Source organism: Burkholderia sp. RF7-non_BP4 (genome assembly GCF_001521935.1).
Taxonomy (GTDB): domain Bacteria; phylum Pseudomonadota; class Gammaproteobacteria; order Burkholderiales; family Burkholderiaceae; genus Burkholderia; species Burkholderia diffusa.
Map to the genome: position 1 here is coordinate 63,851 of NZ_LOTA01000031.1, position 20,723 is coordinate 84,573.

The 20,723-nt window shown below is 67.9% G+C and carries 17 protein-coding genes; 7 read left to right on the forward strand and 10 right to left on the reverse strand.

The window, feature by feature from the left end; genetic code table 11:
- Positions 1–133 precede the first annotated feature (133 nt).
- A complete protein-coding gene (locus WS49_RS12445) occupies positions 134–427 on the forward strand; it encodes a DUF4148 domain-containing protein (protein ID WP_059528494.1) in 294 nt (97 codons plus the stop codon).
- 231 nt (positions 428–658) lie between these two features.
- Here WS49_RS12445 and WS49_RS12450 read toward each other — a convergent pair whose 3' ends face one another.
- The 3 genes from WS49_RS12450 to selD form a co-directional block, all read right to left on the reverse strand.
- Positions 659–1,738 carry a purine-nucleoside phosphorylase gene (locus WS49_RS12450; RefSeq protein WP_059528497.1) on the reverse strand — a complete coding sequence of 360 codons (1,080 nt, stop codon included), beginning with the start codon at positions 1,736–1,738 and terminating at the stop codon, positions 659–661.
- Positions 1,739–1,973: 235 nt separating this feature from the next.
- Positions 1,974–2,564, reverse strand: a complete 591-nt coding sequence (locus WS49_RS12455; protein WP_059528499.1) for a LysE family translocator — start codon at positions 2,562–2,564, stop codon at positions 1,974–1,976.
- A 70-nt stretch (positions 2,565–2,634) separates the two neighbouring features.
- Positions 2,635–3,699, reverse strand: coding sequence for a selenide, water dikinase SelD (gene selD, locus WS49_RS12460; protein WP_063888591.1), 1,065 nt, complete (start codon positions 3,697–3,699; stop codon positions 2,635–2,637).
- A gap of 113 nt (positions 3,700–3,812) precedes the next feature.
- Between selD and WS49_RS12465 the strand changes: the two genes are divergently transcribed.
- On the forward strand, positions 3,813–4,649 hold the full coding sequence (locus WS49_RS12465) for a DMT family transporter (RefSeq protein ID WP_059528504.1): 837 nt from the start codon (positions 3,813–3,815) through the stop codon (positions 4,647–4,649).
- A 96-nt stretch (positions 4,650–4,745) separates the two neighbouring features.
- Here the strand turns inward: WS49_RS12465 and pdxR are convergent, their stop codons facing one another.
- Positions 4,746–6,254, reverse strand: coding sequence for a MocR-like pyridoxine biosynthesis transcription factor PdxR (pdxR, locus tag WS49_RS12470; RefSeq protein ID WP_059528508.1), 1,509 nt, complete (start codon positions 6,252–6,254; stop codon positions 4,746–4,748).
- Between the two features lie 120 nt (positions 6,255–6,374).
- On the opposite strand from pdxR, the gene WS49_RS12475 reads away from it, so the two are divergent.
- Together WS49_RS12475 and gabD are read left to right on the forward strand one after the other, a co-directional pair.
- A complete protein-coding gene (locus tag WS49_RS12475) occupies positions 6,375–7,664 on the forward strand; it encodes a 4-aminobutyrate--2-oxoglutarate transaminase (RefSeq protein WP_059528511.1) in 1,290 nt (429 codons plus the stop codon).
- Between the two features lie 100 nt (positions 7,665–7,764).
- Positions 7,765–9,234, forward strand: a complete 1,470-nt coding sequence (gene gabD, locus WS49_RS12480; protein WP_044845770.1) for an NADP-dependent succinate-semialdehyde dehydrogenase — start codon at positions 7,765–7,767, stop codon at positions 9,232–9,234.
- 116 nt (positions 9,235–9,350) lie between these two features.
- Here gabD and WS49_RS12485 read toward each other — a convergent pair whose 3' ends face one another.
- Together WS49_RS12485 and WS49_RS12490 are read right to left on the reverse strand one after the other, a co-directional pair.
- Complete coding sequence (locus WS49_RS12485) at positions 9,351–10,895, reverse strand: methyl-accepting chemotaxis protein (RefSeq protein ID WP_059528514.1); 1,545 nt, start codon at positions 10,893–10,895, stop codon at positions 9,351–9,353.
- Positions 10,896–11,289: 394 nt separating this feature from the next.
- Complete coding sequence (locus tag WS49_RS12490; protein WP_059528516.1) at positions 11,290–12,834, reverse strand: methyl-accepting chemotaxis protein; 1,545 nt, start codon at positions 12,832–12,834, stop codon at positions 11,290–11,292.
- 535 nt (positions 12,835–13,369) lie between these two features.
- Between WS49_RS12490 and WS49_RS12495 the strand changes: the two genes are divergently transcribed.
- A complete protein-coding gene (locus tag WS49_RS12495) occupies positions 13,370–13,849 on the forward strand; it encodes a DUF523 domain-containing protein (RefSeq protein WP_059529096.1) in 480 nt (159 codons plus the stop codon).
- Positions 13,850–13,946: 97 nt separating this feature from the next.
- Here WS49_RS12495 and pcaF read toward each other — a convergent pair whose 3' ends face one another.
- Positions 13,947–15,149, reverse strand: a complete 1,203-nt coding sequence (gene pcaF / locus WS49_RS12500) for a 3-oxoadipyl-CoA thiolase (RefSeq protein ID WP_059528519.1) — start codon at positions 15,147–15,149, stop codon at positions 13,947–13,949.
- Between the two features lie 227 nt (positions 15,150–15,376).
- On the opposite strand from pcaF, the gene WS49_RS12505 reads away from it, so the two are divergent.
- Positions 15,377–16,165: an IclR family transcriptional regulator gene (locus WS49_RS12505; protein ID WP_059528522.1), complete on the forward strand. Its 789-nt coding sequence runs from the start codon at positions 15,377–15,379 to the stop codon at positions 16,163–16,165.
- A gap of 160 nt (positions 16,166–16,325) precedes the next feature.
- Here the strand turns inward: WS49_RS12505 and WS49_RS12510 are convergent, their stop codons facing one another.
- Both WS49_RS12510 and WS49_RS12515 read right to left on the reverse strand, forming a co-directional pair.
- Positions 16,326–17,441 (reverse strand): succinylglutamate desuccinylase/aspartoacylase family protein, encoded by a 1,116-nt coding sequence (locus tag WS49_RS12510; RefSeq protein ID WP_059528525.1) that lies wholly within the window; start codon positions 17,439–17,441, stop codon positions 16,326–16,328.
- 44 nt (positions 17,442–17,485) lie between these two features.
- Positions 17,486–18,238, reverse strand: coding sequence for a transporter substrate-binding domain-containing protein (locus tag WS49_RS12515; protein WP_257127683.1), 753 nt, complete (start codon positions 18,236–18,238; stop codon positions 17,486–17,488).
- A gap of 183 nt (positions 18,239–18,421) precedes the next feature.
- On the opposite strand from WS49_RS12515, the gene WS49_RS12520 reads away from it, so the two are divergent.
- Entirely contained in the window at positions 18,422–19,342 is a 921-nt protein-coding gene (locus tag WS49_RS12520; protein ID WP_059528531.1) for a LysR family transcriptional regulator, read from the forward strand.
- A gap of 34 nt (positions 19,343–19,376) precedes the next feature.
- Here WS49_RS12520 and WS49_RS12525 read toward each other — a convergent pair whose 3' ends face one another.
- Entirely contained in the window at positions 19,377–20,708 is a 1,332-nt protein-coding gene (locus tag WS49_RS12525) for an MFS transporter (protein WP_059528534.1), read from the reverse strand.
- Between the last annotated feature and the right edge of the window lie 15 nt (positions 20,709–20,723).

The following is a 20,723-nucleotide window of genomic DNA, read 5'->3' on the forward strand; positions in this document are numbered from 1 at the left end:
CCGCATTTATCGCGTCGGGACAGATACCTAGAGTAAACCCTGTCGCGCACCTCGTTGCGCATCGAACAGCCCCGTTTGACGGGACCGGAGCGAGCGCTCAGGCGCCAACTCCGACCAACACAGGAGTTACGTCATGAACCGCCGCCATCTTCTCTCCGCCGTCGCCCTCGCACTCGCCGTCTCCGCACCGGCCTTCGCCGATACGACCACCGCGCACGCCGGCGACTACGGCAACACGTCGTGGTACACGCAGCACAACGGCCCGCGCACGCGCGCCGAAGTCAGCGCCGAAGTCGAGCAGGCACGCCGCGACGGCACGCTGGCCTGGCTGCGCAAGGCGAATTCGTATCCGCAAGGGCTCGAACTCGCGCAAGGCCCGTATCGCTCGATGCCGGAAAGCAACCAGCTCGCAGGCGGGGCCCGCTGAACGTCGGTAAACGCGCAACGCCGCGCAGCGGATGATCCGCCGCGCGGCGTCGCGATACCGCCGTCCAACATTCGATTAGTCAGTTAGTTGCAGGAGTCTGTGATGAACGACCACCTTCCTTCGCCGCTCGATCATTGGGACGACACCACGCCGGTGTGGACGCCGTTCCGTTCCGCGCCGCAATCGCATTGACTACTTTCGCGCCGACGTCTCGTCGACGGCGTGCGCCCGTCAACGGCGCGGCACGCCGTCGCGCCATTCGCCCCAGTGCGTGACGATGTCCTGCACGAGCGGGTTGCCGGCGCGATACAGGTTTTCGGTCGCCGGCGCGAAGCCGCCCTGATCCGCGTAGTTCAGCAGGTTGTCCGCGCTCGTCTGCCCCGCATACGGCCGGTCGAAATCGGAGCCCGTGCGCAGCACCGCGACGCGCGACAGGTCGACCCGCTTCACGCTCGCCGCTCGCTTGAGCGCTTCGTACGTCGCGTTGTCTTCCTGCGCGGTCATGCAGTAGGTGCCCTTGCCGTCGGTGAGGATCTTCGTCCACTGACGCGCGCGCTCGCCGATCAGCGTGCCCGAGAACCACGTATTGCCCGATGACGTGTCGCACTGGATCACCGTCGGCGGCCGGTTCGCCGGCGCATACGTGAACTTCGCGCGCGCGGCCTGGGCCTGCGCGCTGTCGGCGAGCACGACGTTGCGCGAGAGCGCATACGCGGCGTCCGTCAGCTGCGGGTTGAGCTGGAACACTTCGGTGCGGTAGTCGAGCGGCGGCTTGTCGTTCGGGCTCTTCGTATTGATGCCGAGGAAGCCGGTGTTCCAGCCGGCCGGAATCTCGCGCGCATCGAGTTCCCACTGCAGGCTGAAGTCGACCAGATATTTCGACCAGGCGGCGGAACCGACCGTGCCTTGCGCGGGGTCGACGCCCGCGATGCCCGACACGAGGAAGTACGTGCGACGCAGGTCGAAGCGCTGCGAGAACGTGAGCGCCATGATCGTCGCGGAGGCGTTCGCGTAGCCCATGCCGGTCGTCACCACGCACACGTCCTGCTTGTTGCAGTGAACGGCCGGATAGTCGGGCGACAGGCCGGGCACGGTGATGTCGCGCCACGGGCCGAGCCGGTCGAGCCATGCCTGGCCCTCCGGACCGAACATCGTGATGATCATGACCTTGACCGGGCGGCCCTGTGCACCGGTCTCGGCGAATGCGGCATTGCCCGCGTCGTTGCCCTGGTGATCCTGCGCGATCGACGGCGCGGTCGCACAGGCGGCAAGCGAGAATGCAGCGGCGGAAAGGATGGAGCGAGTCAGCATCGGCGTTCCTTGTTTCGGTGATGTTGGGTGAGAACGGCTCTCGGAGACTGCGCGAGGGAGTATAGAACGCGCATGCGCGATGCGGAACCCGGCTACGAAACGGCTCGCGGCGTTCGATCACGCGGTTCGTGTGCGCGTAATTCGAACGATATCCGACAAAAAATCAGGAATGCCATTCGATTGGGCGACGCGACATCGCCGCTATCGATCGTGACCGGCGACGGCATCCGATTCGCTAAACGCGCAGCATCCCCGCGACGCCATAACCGAGCACGACGAGCGCCGCCAGCACATGGCTCGCCACGAGCCATCGCGGCGACTTCACGATGCGCCCGATCGCGCTGCCGCCGAACGCGAACACGAGTTGCCCGGCGAGACTGCCGGCAAACACGCTCGCGGTGCCGAGCAGCCAGTGCCGATGCACGCCGGCAGCGGCGGTGGCATAGCCATAAAACAGCAGGATGGTCAGCGGATTCGCGAGCGTGACGACGAACATCGACGTGAACGGGCGCGTGCCCGGCGGCGGGGCGGTGCCATCCAGCGTGCGGCGCCGATCCTTCAGCGCCTGCCACAGCATGCGTGCGCCCATGGCGAGCAACACGAGCGCGCCGACGAAGCGGAACAGCGGCAGGTACGACGCGAGCGTGCTCGCGAGCATCGCGCCGAGCGTGAACGCGACGAGCGCATAGCAGCCGTCGGCCGACGCCACGCCGACCGCCGCGCGCACGCCGCTCGCGGTGCCCGCGCGCATCCCGTGGTTCGCGATCATCAGCGCGACGGGCCCGACCGACAGCGCGATCGTCAGCCCGAACAGGAAATCGTTCATCGGTCGTCGATGCCGTCGAGGGAAGGCATCGATTCCAGCGACCGATGGCGATCCGCGGTAAGGAAACGCGTCAGGCGACGTCGACGCGCGCGGGGCCGTCCACCATCTCGCCGATCACGGCCGCGCGATCGAAACCGTCGGCGCGGAAGCATGCGAGCACGTCGTCGACCGCGTCCGGCGCGCATGCGACCAGCAGGCCGCCGGATGTCTGCGGATCGGTCAGCAGCGCCTGCGCGACCGGCGGCAGCCCGTCGGCGAGCCGCACGTCGGCGCCATACGCCGCCCAGTTGCGGCCCGATGCGCCGGTGAACACGCCGTCGGCGACGAACGCCTCGACGCCCGCCAGCCACGGCAGCGACGCGTAATGCACGCGCGCGGTGAGATTCGCGCCGCGCGCGAGTTCGAGCGTGTGGCCGAGCAGCCCGAAGCCCGTGACGTCGGTCAGTGCATGCACGCCCGGCAGCGCGGCGAGTTCGGCACCCGGCCGGTTCAGCTTGGTGGTCGTCGCAACCATCTGCGCGTAGCCCGCGTCGTCGAGCTGATTCTTCTTCAGCGCGGCCGACAGCACGCCGACGCCGAGCGGCTTGCCGAGCACGAGCACGTCGCCCGCGCGCGCGGCCGCGTTGCGCTTCACGCGCGACGGATGCACGACGCCGATCGCCGCGAGCCCATAGATCGGCTCGACCGAATCGATCGAGTGGCCGCCCGCGACCGGAATGCCGGCATCGGCGCACACCGATTCGCCGCCGCGCAGCACGGCCGCGATCGTCTCGTGCGGCAGCACGTTGATCGGCATCCCGACCAGCGCGAGCGCGAGAATCGGCTTGCCGCCCATCGCGTAGACGTCGGACAGCGCGTTGGTTGCCGCGATGCGGCCGAAGTCGAACGGATCGTCGACGATCGGCATGAAGAAGTCCGTGGTCGCGACGATCGCCTGCTCGTCGTTCAGCCGGTAGACGGCCGCGTCGTCGGAGGTCTCGGTGCCGACCAGCAGGTCCGGGAACAGCGCCGGCGGCGTGGCCCGCTTCAGCAGTTCGGACAACACGCCCGGCGCGATCTTGCAGCCGCAGCCGCCGCCGTGGGACAGGCTCGTGAGGCGCGGAACGGCGGGCGGGGTGAGGGGGGCTTCGGTCATCGTCGGCATCCGGTGAATAACAACGCTCCATTATCGACAATTCCGCGCCCGCGCGCCGGATACCCACATAATTGACGGCGCTCGCCGCGCCCCTCCCGTCCGCGCCTTCGTTCATGGATCACCTGTTCATCGGTCTCGTGCTGTGCTCCGCGTTGCTGCACGCGATCTGGAATGCCTTCCTCCATGTCAGCGAAGACCGGCTCGTCCAGCTCGGCACGATGTCGCTGCCGTATCTCGCGTTCGGCATCGCCGGCGCCGTGCTGCTGCCCGCGCCGGCGCCCGCCGCCTGGCCGTATGTCGCGGCGTCGGCGGTGCTCGAGGTCGCGTACTGCTTCACGCTGGCGCGCGCGTATCGCAACGGCGAATTCGGGCAGATCTATCCGATCGCGCGCGGGATCTCGCCGCTGCTCGTGTCGGTGCTGGCGCTCGCGATGCTGCACGAGCGGCCGACGCCGTTCGGCTTCGCGGGCATCGCGCTCGTGTCGTTCGGCATCATGTCGCTCGCGCTGCGGCGCGGCCTCCGGTTCTCCGGCGAAGGCGTGCCGTATGCGCTGCTCACGGGCGTGTTCATCGCCGCGTATTCGATCTGCGACGGCATCGGCTCGCGCGTGTCCGGCAGCGCGCTCGGCTACATCGCGTGGGTGTATCTGCTGTGGAGCGTGCCGCAGCTCGTGCTCGTCTGCGTGCTGCGCGGCGGCCCGCGCGCGGTGCTCGCGTCGCGCACCGCGCTCGCGCAGGGCGCGATCGCCGGCACGATCTCGCTCGCCGCATACGGGATCGTGATCCTCGCGTACCGGCACCTGCCGGTCGCGACCGTATCGGCGCTGCGCGAGACGAGCTCGATCTTCGCGGTCGCGATCGGCTGGTTCGTGATGCGCGAGCGGCCCGGCGCGCAGCGGCTCGCCGCGTGTGTGCTGGTGGTCGCGGGCGCGATGTTGATTCGGCTGTAGCGCATGCCGACGATCGGTTCGCATCGCGGAGGCGATCGTTGGCTCACCCATCGACGGCCCGCCCCGCGGCGCGCGCGTGTCGCCGTGCCGTTCCCGTCAGACCGTCGCGACGACCTGGTCGAACGCCCGCTCGTCGATCGCCTCGGCCAGCGTCGCGAACGCCGTCGCGATCTCGTCCTCCGGCACGCACGCATAACCGAGCAGCAAGCCCGATGCCGCACGTTCGCGCTGCGCGTAATAGCCGGACAACGGCCGCACGACGATGTTGCGTTCGAGCGCGGCCTGCGCGACCGCGCGATCGTCGACGCCGTCCGGCAGCCGCGTGACGAGATGCAGCCCCGCATCGCTGCCGAGCGCCTGCAGCGTGTCGCCGTAGCGGCGCGCGACCGCGTCGAGCAGCACCTCGCGGCGCTGCCCGTACAGCGTGCGCATCTTGCGGATATGCGACACGAAGTGCCCTTCCGCGATGAACTCCGCGAGCACCGCCTGCTGCAGCAGCTGACCTTCGCGATACAGCTCGGCGCTCGCGGTCGCGAAGCTCTCCGCGAGCGGCTCCGGCGCGACGAGATACCCGACCCGCAGCCCCGGGAACAGCGTCTTGCCGAAGCTGCCGACATAGATCACCTGCCCGGCCGTATCGAGCCCCTGCAGCGACGCGAGCGGCCGGCTGCCGTAACGGAATTCGCTGTCGTAGTCGTCCTCGATGATCCAGCAGCCGTGCTGGCGCGCGTATTCGAGCAGCATCCGCCGCCGCGCGAGGCTCATCACCATCCCGAGCGGATACTGATGCGACGGCGTGACGAGCATCAGCTTCGGCGGCTCGGCGAGATCGGCGGCCGACGGCGCGATCCCTTCGTCGTCGACCGGAATCGGCCGCGTGGTGAGCCCCGACACGTTCAGCACGCTGCGCACGCCCCAGTAGCACGGATCCTCGGTCCAGATCGCGTCGCCCGGATCGGTCAGCAGCCGCACCGCGAGGTCGATCGACTGGTGGATCCCGGTCGTGATCACGATCTGCTCGGGCGTGCAGCGCACCGAGCGCGACGTGCGCAGATAGTCGGCCAGCGCCTCGCGCAACAGCGCGAGCCCGCCGCCCGGCGCGTACGTCAGCAGGTCCGGGCGCAGGCGCCGCCAATACTTGTTGTGCAGCCGCGTCCACACGCGCGCCGGAAATCGCGACACATCGGGCACGCCCGGCATGAACGCGCCGCCCTGGCGCTTCGACACACCCGCGCCTTCGACGAGCCGCGTGCCGCGCGAGGACAGCCGCCGCGCGGAAGCAGGCACCACCGCCGGCCCGGCGCCCGCGTCGGCCGGCGCGCCGACGATTTCGTCCGGCGCGCTGTCGGCGACGAACGTGCCGCGCCCCGTCGCCGAGTTCACGTAGCCTTCGAGCGCAAGCTGTTCGTAAACCTGCGTGACCGTGTTGCGGGCGATCCCGAGCTCCGCCGCCAGCAGCCGCGACGACGGCACGCGCGTGCCGGCCGGCAGTTCGCGCGACAGGATCGCCTGCTGCAGCAGGCGGTGCAGCTGCCGGTAGATCGGCTGTTCGCCGCCGCGCACGAGGCGCTGCGCCAGCCAGTCCGACAACACGCTTGCGCGCATGATTGGCTCCTGAATATTTATTGAAATGGCTCTGATTGCCAGAGCCAAATGTGATTATAGTCGCCTCCATGGGCTGCCAACGCGGCCGATTTTTATCCCACCGGGCAAAACATCAAGGAGATGACCGTGAAGAATGCCGACCTGCAGGCCCGCAAGAACGCCGCCACCCCGCGCGGCGTCGGCGTGATGTGTGATTTCTACGCAGCCCGCGCCGAGAACGCGGAGCTGTGGGATGTCGAAGGCCGCCGCTTCATCGATTTCGCCGCCGGCATCGCGGTGCTGAACACGGGCCACCGCCACCCGAAGATCGTCAAGGCGATCGCGGATCAGCTGAACAGCTTCACGCACACCGCTTACCAGATCGTCCCGTACGCGTCGTACGTCGAGCTGGCCGAAAAGATCAACGAACGCGCGCCGGGCGACTTCCCGAAAAAGACCGCGTTCTTCACGACCGGCGCCGAAGCCGTCGAAAACGCGATCAAGATCGCGCGCGCGGCAACCGGCCGTCCGGGCGTCATCGCGTTCTCGGGCGGCTTCCACGGCCGCACGATGATGGGCATGGCGCTGACCGGCAAGGTCGCCCCGTACAAGCTGAACTTCGGCCCGTTCCCGGGCGACGTGTTCCACGCACCGTACCCGAACGCGCTGCACGGCGTGACGACGGCCGACTCGATCAAGGCGATCGAGATGCTGTTCAAGGCCGACATCGATCCGAAGCGCGTCGCCGCGATCATCTTCGAACCGGTCCAGGGCGAAGGCGGCTTCAATCCGGCGCCGGCCGAATTCGTGCGCGCGCTGCGCAAGATCTGTAACGAGCACGGCATCCTGCTGATCGCCGACGAAGTGCAGACGGGCTTCGCACGCACCGGCAAGCTGTTCGCGATGCAGCACTACGACGTGCTGGCCGACCTGATCACGATGGCGAAGAGCCTCGCGGGCGGCATGCCGCTGTCGGGCGTCGTCGGCCGTGCCGACGTGATGGACGCGGCTGCCCCCGGCGGCCTCGGCGGCACGTACGCGGGCAACCCGCTGGCCGTGGCGTCGGCGCACGCGGTGCTCGACATCATCGACGAAGAGAAGCTGTGCGAACGCGCGACGCAGCTCGGCGACGTGCTGAAGGCGAAGCTGAATTCGCTGCAGGCCGACGTGCCGCAGATCGCCGACGTGCGCGGCCCGGGCGCGATGATCGCGGTCGAGTTCCTGAAGCCGGGTTCGGGCGAGCCGGACGCGGAATTCACGAAGCGCGTGCAGGCGCGTGCGCTCGAGCGCGGGCTGCTGCTGCTCGTGTGCGGCGTGTACTCGAACGTCGTGCGCTTCCTGTTCCCGCTGACGATCCCGCAGGCCGTGTTCGACGAAGCGCTCGTGATCCTCGAGGAAGTGCTGAAGGAAACGGTCGGCGTGCCGGCCTGAGTTCCCGTCCGCTTCGACTGAATGCGCCGCCGCCGTCGCGAAGACGGCGGCGGCCGTTTTCATCCGTCCTTATCCGTCCTTTTCAAAGCAGGCGATGCATATGAGCACTGTTCAGGAAACCCTGGCACTGAAAGACCCGTCGCTGTTCCGCCAGCAGGCGTACGTCAACGGCGAATGGCAAGGCGCGGCGAACGGCGAGTCGTTCGAGGTCCGCAACCCGGCAACCGGCGGCCTGCTCGGCACCGTGCCGGCGATGGGCACGGCCGAGACGCGTCACGCGATCGAAGCCGCGAACGCCGCATGGCCGGCGTGGCGCAAGAAGACCGCGAAGGAACGCGCGGCGATCCTGCGCAAGTGGCACGACCTGATGATGGAAAACGCCGACGACCTCGCGCTGATCCTGACCACCGAGCAAGGCAAGTCGCTGGCCGAGGCGAAGGGCGAGATCGGCTACGCGGCGTCGTTCCTTGAGTGGTTCGCGGAGGAAGGCAAGCGCGTGTACGGCGACACGATCCCGACGCCGGCGAGCGACAAGCGCATCGTCGTGACGAAGGAAGCGATCGGCGTGTGCGCGGCGATCACGCCGTGGAACTTCCCGGCGGCGATGATCACCCGCAAGGTCGGCCCGGCGCTTGCGGCAGGCTGCCCGATCGTCGTGAAGCCGGCTGAAGCGACGCCGTTCTCGGCCCTCGCGATGGCCGTGCTGGCCGAGCGCGCGGGTGTGCCGGCCGGCGTGTTCAGCGTCGTCACGGGCGACCCGAAGGCGATCGGCGGCGAACTGACGTCGAACCCGATCGTGCGCAAGCTGTCGTTTACCGGCTCGACGCCGGTCGGCCGCCTGCTGATGTCGCAATGCGCGGCGACGGTCAAGAAAGTGTCGCTGGAGCTCGGCGGCAACGCGCCGTTCATCGTGTTCGACGACGCCGATCTCGATGCGGCCGTGCAGGGCGCGATCGCGTCGAAGTACCGCAACAGCGGCCAGACGTGCGTGTGCACCAACCGCTTCTACGTGCACGAAGCCGTGTACGACCAGTTCGCGCAGAAGCTCGCGGCGGCGGTCGGCCAGCTGAAGGTCGGTCGCGGCACGGAGCCGGGCGTCACGCAAGGCCCGCTGATCAACGAAGCGGCCGTGCTGAAGGTCGAGGCACACATCGAGGACGCGCTCGCGAAGGGCGCGACCGTCGTGACGGGCGGCAAGCGCCACGCGCTCGGCCACGGCTTCTTCGAGCCGACCGTGCTGACGGGCGTCACGCCGGCGATGAAGGTCGCGAAGGAAGAGACGTTCGGGCCGCTCGCGCCGCTGTTCAAGTTCGGCAGCGACGACGAGGTGATCCGCCTCGCGAACGACACCGAGTTCGGTCTCGCCGCGTATTTCTACAGCCGCGACATCGGCCGCGTGTGGAAGGTCGCCGAGGCGCTCGAATACGGGATGGTCGGCGTCAACACGGGCCTGATCTCGAACGAAGTCGCGCCGTTCGGCGGCGTCAAGCAGTCGGGCCTCGGCCGCGAAGGCTCGCACTACGGCATCGACGATTACGTCGTGATCAAGTACCTCTGTCTCGCCGTCTGACGGTTCGGGGCCTGTCGCATCCGTGACAGGCCCTGACCGCCCGGCCGGAACCGGGCGGTCCCGACGCGGGCCGGCGCCCCTCTCCGCCGCGCCCGCGTCACCTCCCTCCGCCGCCTTCAACGAAACACGTTCACCGCATCGACGAGCCGCGTCGCCTGCTGCTTCAGGCTTTCCGACGCCGCCGCGCTCTGCTCGACCAGCGCCGCGTTCTGCTGCGTGATGTTGTCCAGATGCACGACTGCCTGGTCCACTTGCGCGACGCCCGTGCTCTGCTCGGCCGTCGACGAGCTGATCTCCGCGATCAGGTCCGACACGCGCTTCACCTGCGTGACGATGTCTTCCATTGTCTTGCCCGCGCCGTCGACGATCCGTGCGCCCGATTCGACCCGCTCGACGCTCGCGCCGATCAGCGTCTTGATTTCCTTCGCCGCGTTCGCGCTGCGCTGCGCGAGCGCCCGCACTTCACCGGCGACGACCGCGAAGCCGCGCCCCTGATCGCCCGCGCGCGCCGCCTCGACCGCCGCGTTCAGCGCGAGGATGTTGGTCTGAAACGCGATGCCGTCGATCACGCCGATGATGTCGGAAATCTTGCGCGAACTCGCGGTGATGTCGTTCATCGTCGTCACGACCTCGCTCACCGCCTGCCCGCCGCGCTCGGCCGCCTCGCTCGCGGAAACCGACAACTGGTTCGCCTGCAGCGCCGTCTCCGCGTTGCTCGACACAGTGGCCGTCATCTCGGCCATCGACGCGGCCGTCTGCTGCACGCTGGTCGACGCCTGCTCGGTGCGCGCGCTCAGGTCGTTGTTGCCTTGCGCGATCTCGTTGCTCGCGCGCTGCACGTTGTGCACCTGCTCGCTGACGTCGTCGACGAGCCAGCGGAACATCAGCCCAAGCTGGTTGATCGTGCGCAGCGTCATGCCGATCTCGTCGACGCGGTTCATCGCCACGCCGGTGCGGCTCTCGCCGGTCGCGACGCGCAACGCCTGGTCACGCAGTTGCATCAGCGGACGCGCGATCTGCGCATCGAGCCACAGGCCGGCGGCCACCGACACGCCGGCCGTCGCGGCGCCGAACGCCGCGAGCCCGCCGCCGGCCAGCCCGCATGCCCAGCCCGCGCCGACGACGGCCGGCGCCAGCACGCACAGCGTCGAATGCAAACGCGCGCGCACCGACATCGTCTGGAACAGCGACGCGACGCGCATCAGCCCGGTCCGGACGATCAATCCCTTGTGGAAGCGGCGATTGCCGGCCTTGCCTTCGCGGAACGCGCGATACAGCGCGTCGGCCGCCGCGATCTCGTCGCGCGTCGCCTTCGTGCGCACCGACATGTAGCCGGTCGGCTGCCCGTTGCGCATCACCGGCACCGTATTCGAACGGACCCAGTAGTGATCGCCGTTCTTGCGACGATTCTTTACCAGTGCGGTCCATGGTTCGCCGTTCTTCAGCGTCGCCCACATGTCGGCGAACGCCTCCTTCGGCATATCCGGATGCCGCACGACGTTGTGCGGCTGGCCTTCGATTTCCTCGGGGGAAAATCCGCTGACCTGAATGAACGCGGCATTCGCGTATTTGATGTAACTGTCCGCGTCGGTGGTCGACATCAGCGTCGCGTCATCGGGGAATTCGAATTCGCGTTGCGTGACAGGCTGGTTATTGCGCATGGTGTGGAGTTCCCGGTTGCGAATCTTGTGTCCGCTTGTGGATTGGATCGAGACCGTACGCATCGCGGCTGTCCCGCATGCGTTCGGTCACACTCCTGCGCTTTCGGCAAATCCGGCGAAAACATTATGCCGGCTCCGGGTAAATATGCATTAATTTCGCATCATCTTGATTCAGCCGAAAACTTTGTTTATACGTGAATCAAAAACTCCGTTTTATCAAGTACTTGGGTGTCAATTGTCTGACTAATGGAAACATTTCCTCCGCCTGGATTAGCGAATAAATCCGGGTTCGGAAATGAGAATCCCTCTCGTTCGATACATTCGAATCGAATCGGAAAGCCGGGATTTAACCGGCTCGCCGCGACGGAACGCGCGGACGCGCGCCCCCCGCCGATTATCGAAACACGTTCACCGCATCGACGAGCCGCGTCGCCTGCTGCTTCAGGCTTTCCGACGCCGCCGCGCTCTGCTCGACCAGCGCCGCGTTCTGCTGCGTGATGTTGTCCAGATGCACGACCGCCTGGTCGACCTGCGCGACGCCCGTGCTCTGTTCCACCGTCGACGAGCTGATTTCCGCGATCAGGTCCGACACGCGCTTCACCTGCGTGACGATGTCTTCCATCGTTCTGCCCGCATCGTCGACCCGGCGCGCGCCCGACTCGACCCGCTCGACGCTCGCGCCGATCAGCGTCTTGATCTCCTTCGCCGCGTTCGCGCTGCGCTGCGCGAGCGCCCGCACCTCGCCGGCGACGACCGCGAAGCCGCGCCCCTGTTCGCCCGCGCGCGCCGCCTCGACCGCCGCGTTCAGCGCGAGGATGTTGGTCTGGAACGCGATGCCGTCGATCACGCCGATGATGTCGGAAATCTTGCGCGAACTCGCGGTGATGTCGTCCATCGTCGTGACGACCTCGCTCACCGCCTGCCCGCCGCGCTCGGCCGCTTCGCTCGCGGACACGGCGAGCCGGTTCGCCTGCAGCGCGGTCTCGGCATTGCTGTCGACGGTGGCCGTCATTTCGGCCATCGACGCGGCGGTTTCCTGCACGCTCGACGCGGCCTGTTCGGTGCGCGCGCTCAGGTCGTTGTTGCCTTGCGCGATCTCGTTGCTCGCGCGCTGCACGTTGTGCACCTGCTCGCTGACGTCGTCGACGAGCCAGCGGAACATCAGCCCGAGCTGATTGATCGTGCGCAGCGTCATGCCGATCTCGTCGACGCGGTTCATCCGCACGCCGCGGCGGTTTTCGCCGGTCGCGACGTTCAGTGCCTGGTCGTGCAGCCGTTTCAGCGGACGCACGATCTGCGCATCGAGCCACAGGCCGGCAGCCACCGACACGCCGCCCGTCGCGGCGGCAAACGCCGCCAGCCCGCCGCCGGCCAGCCCGCATGCCCAGCCGGCACCGACGACGGCCGGCGCCAGCACGCACAGCGCCGAATGCACGCGCGCGCGCACCGACATCGTCTGCGGCAGCGACGCGATCCACAACAGCCCGGTCCGGACGATCAACCCCTTGTGGAAACGGCGCTGGCCGGCCTTGCCTTCGCGGAACGCGCGATACAGCGCGTCGGTGGCCGCGATCTCGTCGCGCGGCGCCTTGGTGCGCACCGACAGGTAACCGTGCGGCACGCCGTCGCGCATCACCGGCACCGCGTTCGCGCGCACCCAGTAATGATCGCCGTTCCGGCGGCGGTTCTTCACGAGCGCGGTCCACGGCTCACCGCTCTTCAGCGTCGCCCACATGTCGGCGAACGCCTCCTTCGGCATATCCGGGTGCCGCACGACGTTGTGCGGCTGACCGACGAGTTCGTCGTTCGAGAAGCCGCTCACGTATTCGAACGTCGTGTTCGCGTACGTGATGATGCTGTCGGCATCGGTGGTCGACATCAGCGTGACGTCGTCGGGAAATTCGAATTCTTGTTGGGTGACAGGTTGGTTGTTGCGCATGCAAGGCTCCGAAAGGCGGGTCCGTCTGCGGGATCCGCGCGGCGCGAAAATCACGCTCAGTAGCCGAAAAACGGTTTATCGCTTTACGACGGTCTCGTCCTTACTGTCGGCAATCACCGGGAAATCCTGAGTCCGAAAGCGCCGGAAAATTTGAATTCCGTCGTCGACATGATTTCGATCAAGTAATCCCGCGATAATCGCGTCCAGCGCTTTGCGGATACGGCCCGATCCTTTGCTGGATTACGTCAGGCGACGCATCGGTTCACATAACCATTGCACACAGCGAAACGATTCAGTCTGCTCGGCTCCATTCGACCGGCATTTGAATTCGATGAAAAAATCCAACGATCAATGGAATCGGAATCGGTCGTGCCGGAATGCGGCGGCGGACATGCCGCCCGGCGCGAGATCCTCCGTCATCCGTACGCGCGCGAACGCAACCCGCGCGTAGAATTTCCGCTCGCTCAACACCGCTCGGAGAACGACATTGCAGAACGCGTCGCAGCTGCCGGCCTTGCCGAAGATCCTCGTCAGCATGTGCGTGCTCGGTCACCCCGTCCGTTACAACGGCTCGGCAAAGACCGCCGCGCATGAAACGCTCGCACGATGGCAGCGCGAAGGGCGCCTGGTGCCCGTGTGTCCGGAACTGGCAGGGGGATTGAGCGTGCCGCGACCGCCCGCCGAAATCGCGGATGGGGCATCAGGGCAACGCGTTCTGTCGGGTGCCGCGCGCATCGTCGACGTGCACGGCACCGACGTGACGGCGCCGTTCATCGACGGCGCGCGCACCGCGCTCGCGCTGGCACGCGCGCACGACTGCCGCTACGCGATCCTGGCGGACGGCAGCCCCTCGTGCGGAAGCACGTTCATTTACGACGGGCGTTTTGCGGGCCGACGGCATGCCGGCGCCGGCGTGACGGCGGCGCTGCTGCGCCAGCATGGCGTCGAGGTGTTCGCGGATACCGAGATCGACGCGCTCGTCGCACGCCTCGCGCAACGAGCGCAAGCTGAATGACGATGTGGCCGGCGCGACGATCGCGTGCCGGCCACACCGTTTGAAGCGGGAACCCGGTGAAGCGGCGTGAACGCCGCCGCTGGACCGGATGACGCGATCAGACGCGCTCGATCGCGATCGCGATGCCCTGGCCGACGCCGATGCACATCGTGCACAGCGCGAAGCGGCCATTGGTGCGATGCAGCTGATACATCGCGGTCGTCACGAGGCGCGCGCCCGACGCGCCGAGCGGATGGCCGAGCGCGATCGCGCCGCCGTTCGGGTTCACGCGAGGATCGTCGTCGGCGACGCCCAGCATGCGCAGCACCGCGAGGCCCTGCGACGCGAACGCTTCGTTCAGCTCGATCACGTCGAACTGATCGATCGTCATGCCGAGCCGGGCGAGCAGCTTCTGCGTGGCCGGCGCGGGGCCGATGCCCATCACGCGCGGCGCGACGCCGGCCGTCGCGATGCCGAGCACGCGCGCGCGCGGCGTCAGGCCGAAGCGCTTCGCGGTGGCTTCGTTCGCGAGCAGCAGCGCGGCGGCGCCGTCGTTGACGCCCGACGCGTTGCCGGCCGTCACCGAGCCGTCCGGACGCACGACGCCCTTCAGCTTCGCGAGCGTCTCGAGCGACGTTTCGCGCGGATGCTCGTCGCGCGAAAAGACGACCGGATCGCCCTTCTTCTGCGGAATCGTGACCGGCACGATTTCCTCGGCGAGCGTGCCGTCCTGCTGCGCACGCGCGGCCTTCTGCTGGCTGCGCAGCGCGAACAGGTCCTGGTCGGCGCGGCTGACGTTGTAGTCGACCGCGACATTCTCGGCCGTCTCCGGCATCGAATCGACGCCATGCAGCTGTTTCATCAGCGGATTGACGAAGCGCCAGCCGATCGTCGTGTCGTAGATGTCGGCCTGGCGCGCGAACGCGCTGGCGGCCTTGCCCATCACGAACGGCGCGCGCGTCATGCTTTCGACGCCGCCGGCCACCATCAGCGCGGCCTCGCCCGACTTGATCGCGCGCGCGGCCACGCCGACCGCGTCCATCCCGGAACCGCACAGGCGGTTGATCGTCGAACCCGGCACGCTCTCCGGCAAACCCGCGAGCAGCGCGGACATGCGCGCGACGTTGCGGTTGTCCTCGCCGGCCTGGTTCGCGCAGCCGTAGATCACGTCGTCGATCGCCGTCCAGTCGACGTCGCGGTTGCGCTCGACGAGCGCCTTGAGCGGCACCGCGCCGAGGTCGTCGGCGCGCACGCCGGACAGCGCGCCGCCGTAACGGCCGATCGGGGTACGGATCGCATCACACAGAAAAGCTCCGGTCATCAGTGTCTCCGGTCTCATGCAAAGCTGGGAAGTGAATGAAACGCGCCCCTTGCATTGCCCGCCGGGATGCGCTTAAATGTTCTATATACGAACATAAGATCGTGTATCGAACGTTCAACGCATCATAGGGAGTGCGGGGACGACCTGTCAAGCGCCCGGTCCGCGGTGCGGTTGGCGTGTCCGGCCCCATGCGCTATCTTCTCGGCTGCACGACAATCCGACCGTTCATGACAACCGAAGACATCCAGACGAAACCGGGCGACTCCTATGTGCAGTCGTTCGCGCGCGGCCTCGCGGTGATCCGCGCATTCGACGCCCAGCGCCCGGAGCAGACGCTCACCGAGGTCGCCTCGGCCACCGGGCTCACGCGCGCCGGCGCGCGCCGGATCCTGCTGACGCTGCAGACGCTCGGCTATGTCGAGGCCGACGGCCGGCTGTTCCGGCTCACGCCGAAGATCCTCGAACTCGGCTTCGCATATCTCACGTCGATGCCATTCTGGAGTCTCGCCGATCCGGTGATGGAGCAGCTGTCCGCGCAGATCCACGAAAGCTGCTCGGCCGCCGTGCTCGACCGCACCGAGATCGTCTACGTGCTGCGCGTGCCGACCCACAAGATCATGACGATCAACCTGTCGATCGGCAGCCGCCTGCCCGCGTACTGCACGTCGATGGGCCGTGTGCTGCTGTCCGCGCTCGACGACGCGGCGCTCGACGAAACGCTCGCGCAGAGCGGCATCCGCGCGCACACGCCGCGCACGATCACCGACATCGGCGAGCTGAAGGCGACGATCGCGCAGGTGCGCCAGCAAGGCTGGGCCGTGGTCGACCAGGAACTCGAAGTGGGCTTGATGTCGATCTCGGCACCGATCCGCAACCGGCGCGGGCAGGTGATCGCCGCGATGAACATCAGCGGCAACGCGCAGCGGCACACCGCGAAGCAGATGGTGAAGGAGTTTCTCGGGCCGCTGCAGCAGGCCGCGCAAACGGTGTCGGAACTGGTGGCACGGCGCGGGTAAGTGAACCGCGCGATGGCCGGACCACTGCGACGGCCATTCGCAGACACAAAAAAACGGGGGGCACGTGGCCGCCCGTTCAATGCCCCGACTCTGCTGTAACGCTCGCTCAATTCGACAAGCACGACATGGCGCGGCGCCGCTCAGGCGCCGTGCCCACCACTCACGCCCCGAGCAGCATCCCCGTGCGCACCGGCACCGTCCCCGTCACACGGCCGAGCGGCGCACCGGCCGTCACGAAGCGGATCGCGCGGCGCATGTAGAACACGCCGTCGGTGCCGCTCGACACCGTCGTGATCGCGTCGGTCAGCGGATCGACGATGTCGAACAGCGGATCGCCCGCACGAATCGTCGCGCCGATCGCCGCGCGGTGCACGAGAATCCCGCTCACCGGCGCGTAGAACTGCTCGCTGCCCGCGAGCGGCGTGGCCGGCGCGGCGAGCGGCGGCAGCGGCGTACGCTCGCCGCGCACCGCGCCGCACCACACCAGATAGTCGACGAGCGCATCGGCGTCGCGCGCCGCGTATTCGTGCGTCACGTCGCGCTGGCCGCGGCACTCGACGGTCACGGCCACCGTGCCCGCCGCCATCGGCGTGCGTTCCGGCAGATGCTGCCGTAACTGCGTCCACAGCAGGTGATGCGCATCGTCGAACGCGTGGCCGCCGGAATCCTCGGCGAGCAACGACACCTCCGCGCCGAGATAGCGCGCGAGCGGCTCGACCTGCGGCCATGCCGCGTCGCTCGTGTACACGTGCATCACCGCTTCGAGCGAGCAATGCAGGTCGATCACGACGTCCGCGTCGTGCGACAGCTTCAGCAACGCAAGCTGCAACGCGTCGAACTCGGTGCGCGGCGCGATCTCGTCGAGCGCCGCGCCGACGCATTCGCGCACGATCAAGCGATTGCGTTCGGGATCCGTGCCGAGCCGGTCGCGCGCCCGCGCGGCGATGTCGGCGAGCGGCAGGAAGCCGCGATTGAAATTGCGTCCGCTCGCGAGATCGAACCGGCCGATGAATTGCCCGAGCAGATGGTGGTTGAGCCCGATCGGGTTCGCGACCGGCACCAGTACGACCTCGGCCGCGAGCCGGCCGGCCGCGTCGAGCTGCGCGAGTCGCTGCTTGAGCGCGACGGCGGCGAGCATCGCGGGCGTCTCGTCCGCGTGCAGCGCGGCCTGCAGGTAGATCTTGCGGCCGGCGTCGGCCGGCCCGAAGTGAAAGCTCGTCAGCGTGCGCTGCGTGCCGATCGACGGCGACAGGAGCGGCGTGGTGCGAATCTGCATCGAGGGTCCCGAATGAAAAATGCGAGGGAAACGGCGCGTTCGGCTCAGTCGCCGTACGGGTTGAAATCGAAGTACTGCTTCGCGATCCGCTCGTACGTGCCGTCCTTCAGCATCGACGCGATCGCGCCGTCGATCGACGCCTTGAGCGCCGTGTCCGACTGGCGCATTCCGATGCCGACGCCGCGATCGCCCAGGTCGAGCGGCGCGCCGACGAACGCGAAGCCCTTGCCCTTCGGCTGGCGCAGGAATCCGTAGTCGGCTTCCACCGTGCCGAGCAGCGCGGCGTCGAGCCGGCCGTTGACGAGATCGGCGAACACGTCGTCCTGGCTCTTGTACGGCACCACGCCGACGCCGGCCGGCGTCCAGTGCGCGAGCGCCCACGATTCGAACTGCGTGCCCGACTGCACGCCGACGCGCTTGCCGGCCAGCGACACGGCCGTGCTGCCGAGCCCGAGCTCGGGCCGCGCGACGAGTCGCGACTTGAAGCGGAACAGTTTCGACGAGAACAGGATCTGCTTCTCGCGCTTCTCGGTGATCGCCATCGACGACAAAATCGCGTCGATCTTGCGCGCCTGCAGCGCCGGGATCGTCCCGGAGAATTCGAGCTCGACCCACTGGCAGCGCAACTGCGCGCGGCGGCAGATCTCGTTGCCGAGATCGACGTCGAAACCCTTCAGGCTGCCGTCGGGCGCCTTTGCGTCCATCGGCGGATAGGTCGGATCGATGCCGAGGCGCACCACATGCGCATCGAGCGCGTGCGCGGACGGCGCGGCGAAACCGATGCACAGGGAAGCCAGCGGAACGAGGAAGCGGCGGAAGCGAGAGAGGCGTGGCACGCGTTTCATGATCGACGGAAGGCGGGAAGTGGGACAACCGGCATGGGCCGGACTGCCTGCGATCGTAGTGCGCGCGCGTCGCCGCCGGAACGCGCGGCTGTCTTATCATGATCGGTATTTCCGATCACCGGCTCGCGCTCGACCATGGCGTTCACGCTGTCCCAGCTCCGCATCTTCCAGGCCGTCGTCGAACATGGCAGCCTGCGCGCCGCCGCACGCGCGCTGGATCTCGCGCAGAGCGGCGTCACGCAGCAACTGCAGAGCCTCGAAGCGACGCTCGGCGCGACGCTGTTCACGCGCACCAATCGCGGGATCGTGCCGACGGCCGTCGGCCAGCGGCTGCTCGCGCGCTCGGGCGCGATCCTCGGCGAATGCGAACAGGTCGAGCACGAGATCCGTCAGCTGAGCGGCGCCTACGAAGGCACCGTCACGCTGGGCCTCGTGACCGAACCGCTGATCGATGCGTTCGCGCCGGTGCTGACCGCGTTCCGCGCGCGCTTCCCGAAGGTCGACGTGCACTTGCGCACCGGCACGTCGCGGATGATGATCGGCTGGCTGCGCGAGAGCGCCGTGGATTTCGCGATCGCGCTCGTCGCGAAGCAGACCGACACGACCGATCTCGCGGTCACGCCGCTGCATGCGTCGGCGCCGGTGGTCGTGTGCCGCAACGGCCATCCGCGGCAGCACGCGCAATCGCTTGCCGAGCTGGCCGACTACGCGTGGGTGTCGACGCGTTCGCCGAACCTGAGCGCCGATCCGGTCGTCAACCGGCTGCTCGCGTATTTCGACACGCACGGCCAGCCCGCGCCGACGATCATCGCAACCGTGGAAGGGATGTTCGAAACGCTGCAGCTCGTCACGCAGACGGATTGCCTCGCGCTCGAATCCGAAGCCGTGACGCGGCACGGGCCGTTCGCGGGCGCGCTCGCGAAGGTGCGCGTGCGCGAGCAGGCTGAATCGCAGGAAGTCTGCCTGCTGCAGCGCGCGGCCGTGCCGTTGACGCCCGCCGCGCAGGAACTGGCGACGATGCTCGCGTCGTATCTGAGGACCGTGCGCGGGCGGTGATCCACACGCGGATCGCCGCCCGCGGCGCCGCACGTCAGTCCATCGATTCGCGCGCCGTCTCGCGCAGCATCGCGACCGCGATCAGCGACAGCACCACGCACATGGCCACGTAGCCGGCCGGCGCGAGCTTGCTGCCCGTCGTCTTCACGAGCCAGGTCGCGATCAGCTGCGCGGTGCCGCCGAAGATCGTCACCGCGAGCGCATACGCGATCGAGATGCCCGTCGCGCGCACGTGGCGCGGCAGCGATTCGCACATCAGCGCCATTTCGGATGCCGAACCGAGCGAATAGAACAGCAGCATCAGCGCGGTCAACGGCAGGATCACCGACAGCGTCGGATGATGGTTCATCAGCCAGAACGCCGGGAACAGCAGCAGGACCAGCACGCCGCGTCCGACGAAGATCGGCATGCGCCGGCTGCCGAGGCGGTCCGACAGCCAGCCGAACAGCGGACACGTCACCAGCATCACGCAACCCGACGCGACGCCGACGAACATCGACAGCTTCATCGGCAGCCCGAGCGTATGGATCGCATAGGTCGGCATGTAGAAAGTCAGGATGTAGGTCGACACCGTGCCGCCCATCACCGTCAGCATCAGCAGCAGCACCGTGCGCGTGTGCTGCGAGAACAGCTCGCGCAGCACGCCGCGTTCGATCCCGTGATGGCGGTCGGAGGGCGCATCGTCCGCGAGCCGGCGACGCAGAACCATGCCGACCGGCGCGATCAGCACGCCCACGAGGAACGGCAGGCGCCAGCCCCAGCCCTCGAGCGCGTCCTTCGTCAGCGTGTTCGACAGCAGCGCCGCGAAGCCCGAACCCATCAGCGCCGCGCCGCCCTGCGTCGCGAGCTGCCAGCTCGCGCGGAACGCGCGGTGCGACGTGCCGCCCTGCTCGATCAGCGTGGAAGTCGCCGCGCCGAATTCACCGCCCTGCGAGAAGCCCTGCATCAGCCGTGCGCAGACGACCAGCAGCGGCGCGGCCACGCCGACCTGCGCGTAGGTCGGCGCGATCGCGATCAGGCCGGTGCCGAGCGCCATCAGCATGATCGTCAGGTTCAGCGCGGCCTTGCGGCCCTTGCGATCCGCATAGACGCCGAGCACGACGCTGCCGAGCGGCCGCGTGAAGAAGCCCGCGGCGAACGTCGCGACCGACAGCAGCAGCGACGTGGTCGGATCGCTCGACGGGAAGAACATCTTGCCGATCAGCACCGCGAAAAAGCCGTACACGGTGAAATCGAAGAACTCCAGCCAGTTGCCGATCACGGCCGCCGCGATCGCGCCGCGCTTCGTGACGGCCGGTGCGCCGCGCGTATCGGCTTCGGCAGCCCCCGCCGACGCGGGGTGCAGCGCGAGATGGTCTTTCTGCATCGTTCGTTTCTCCTC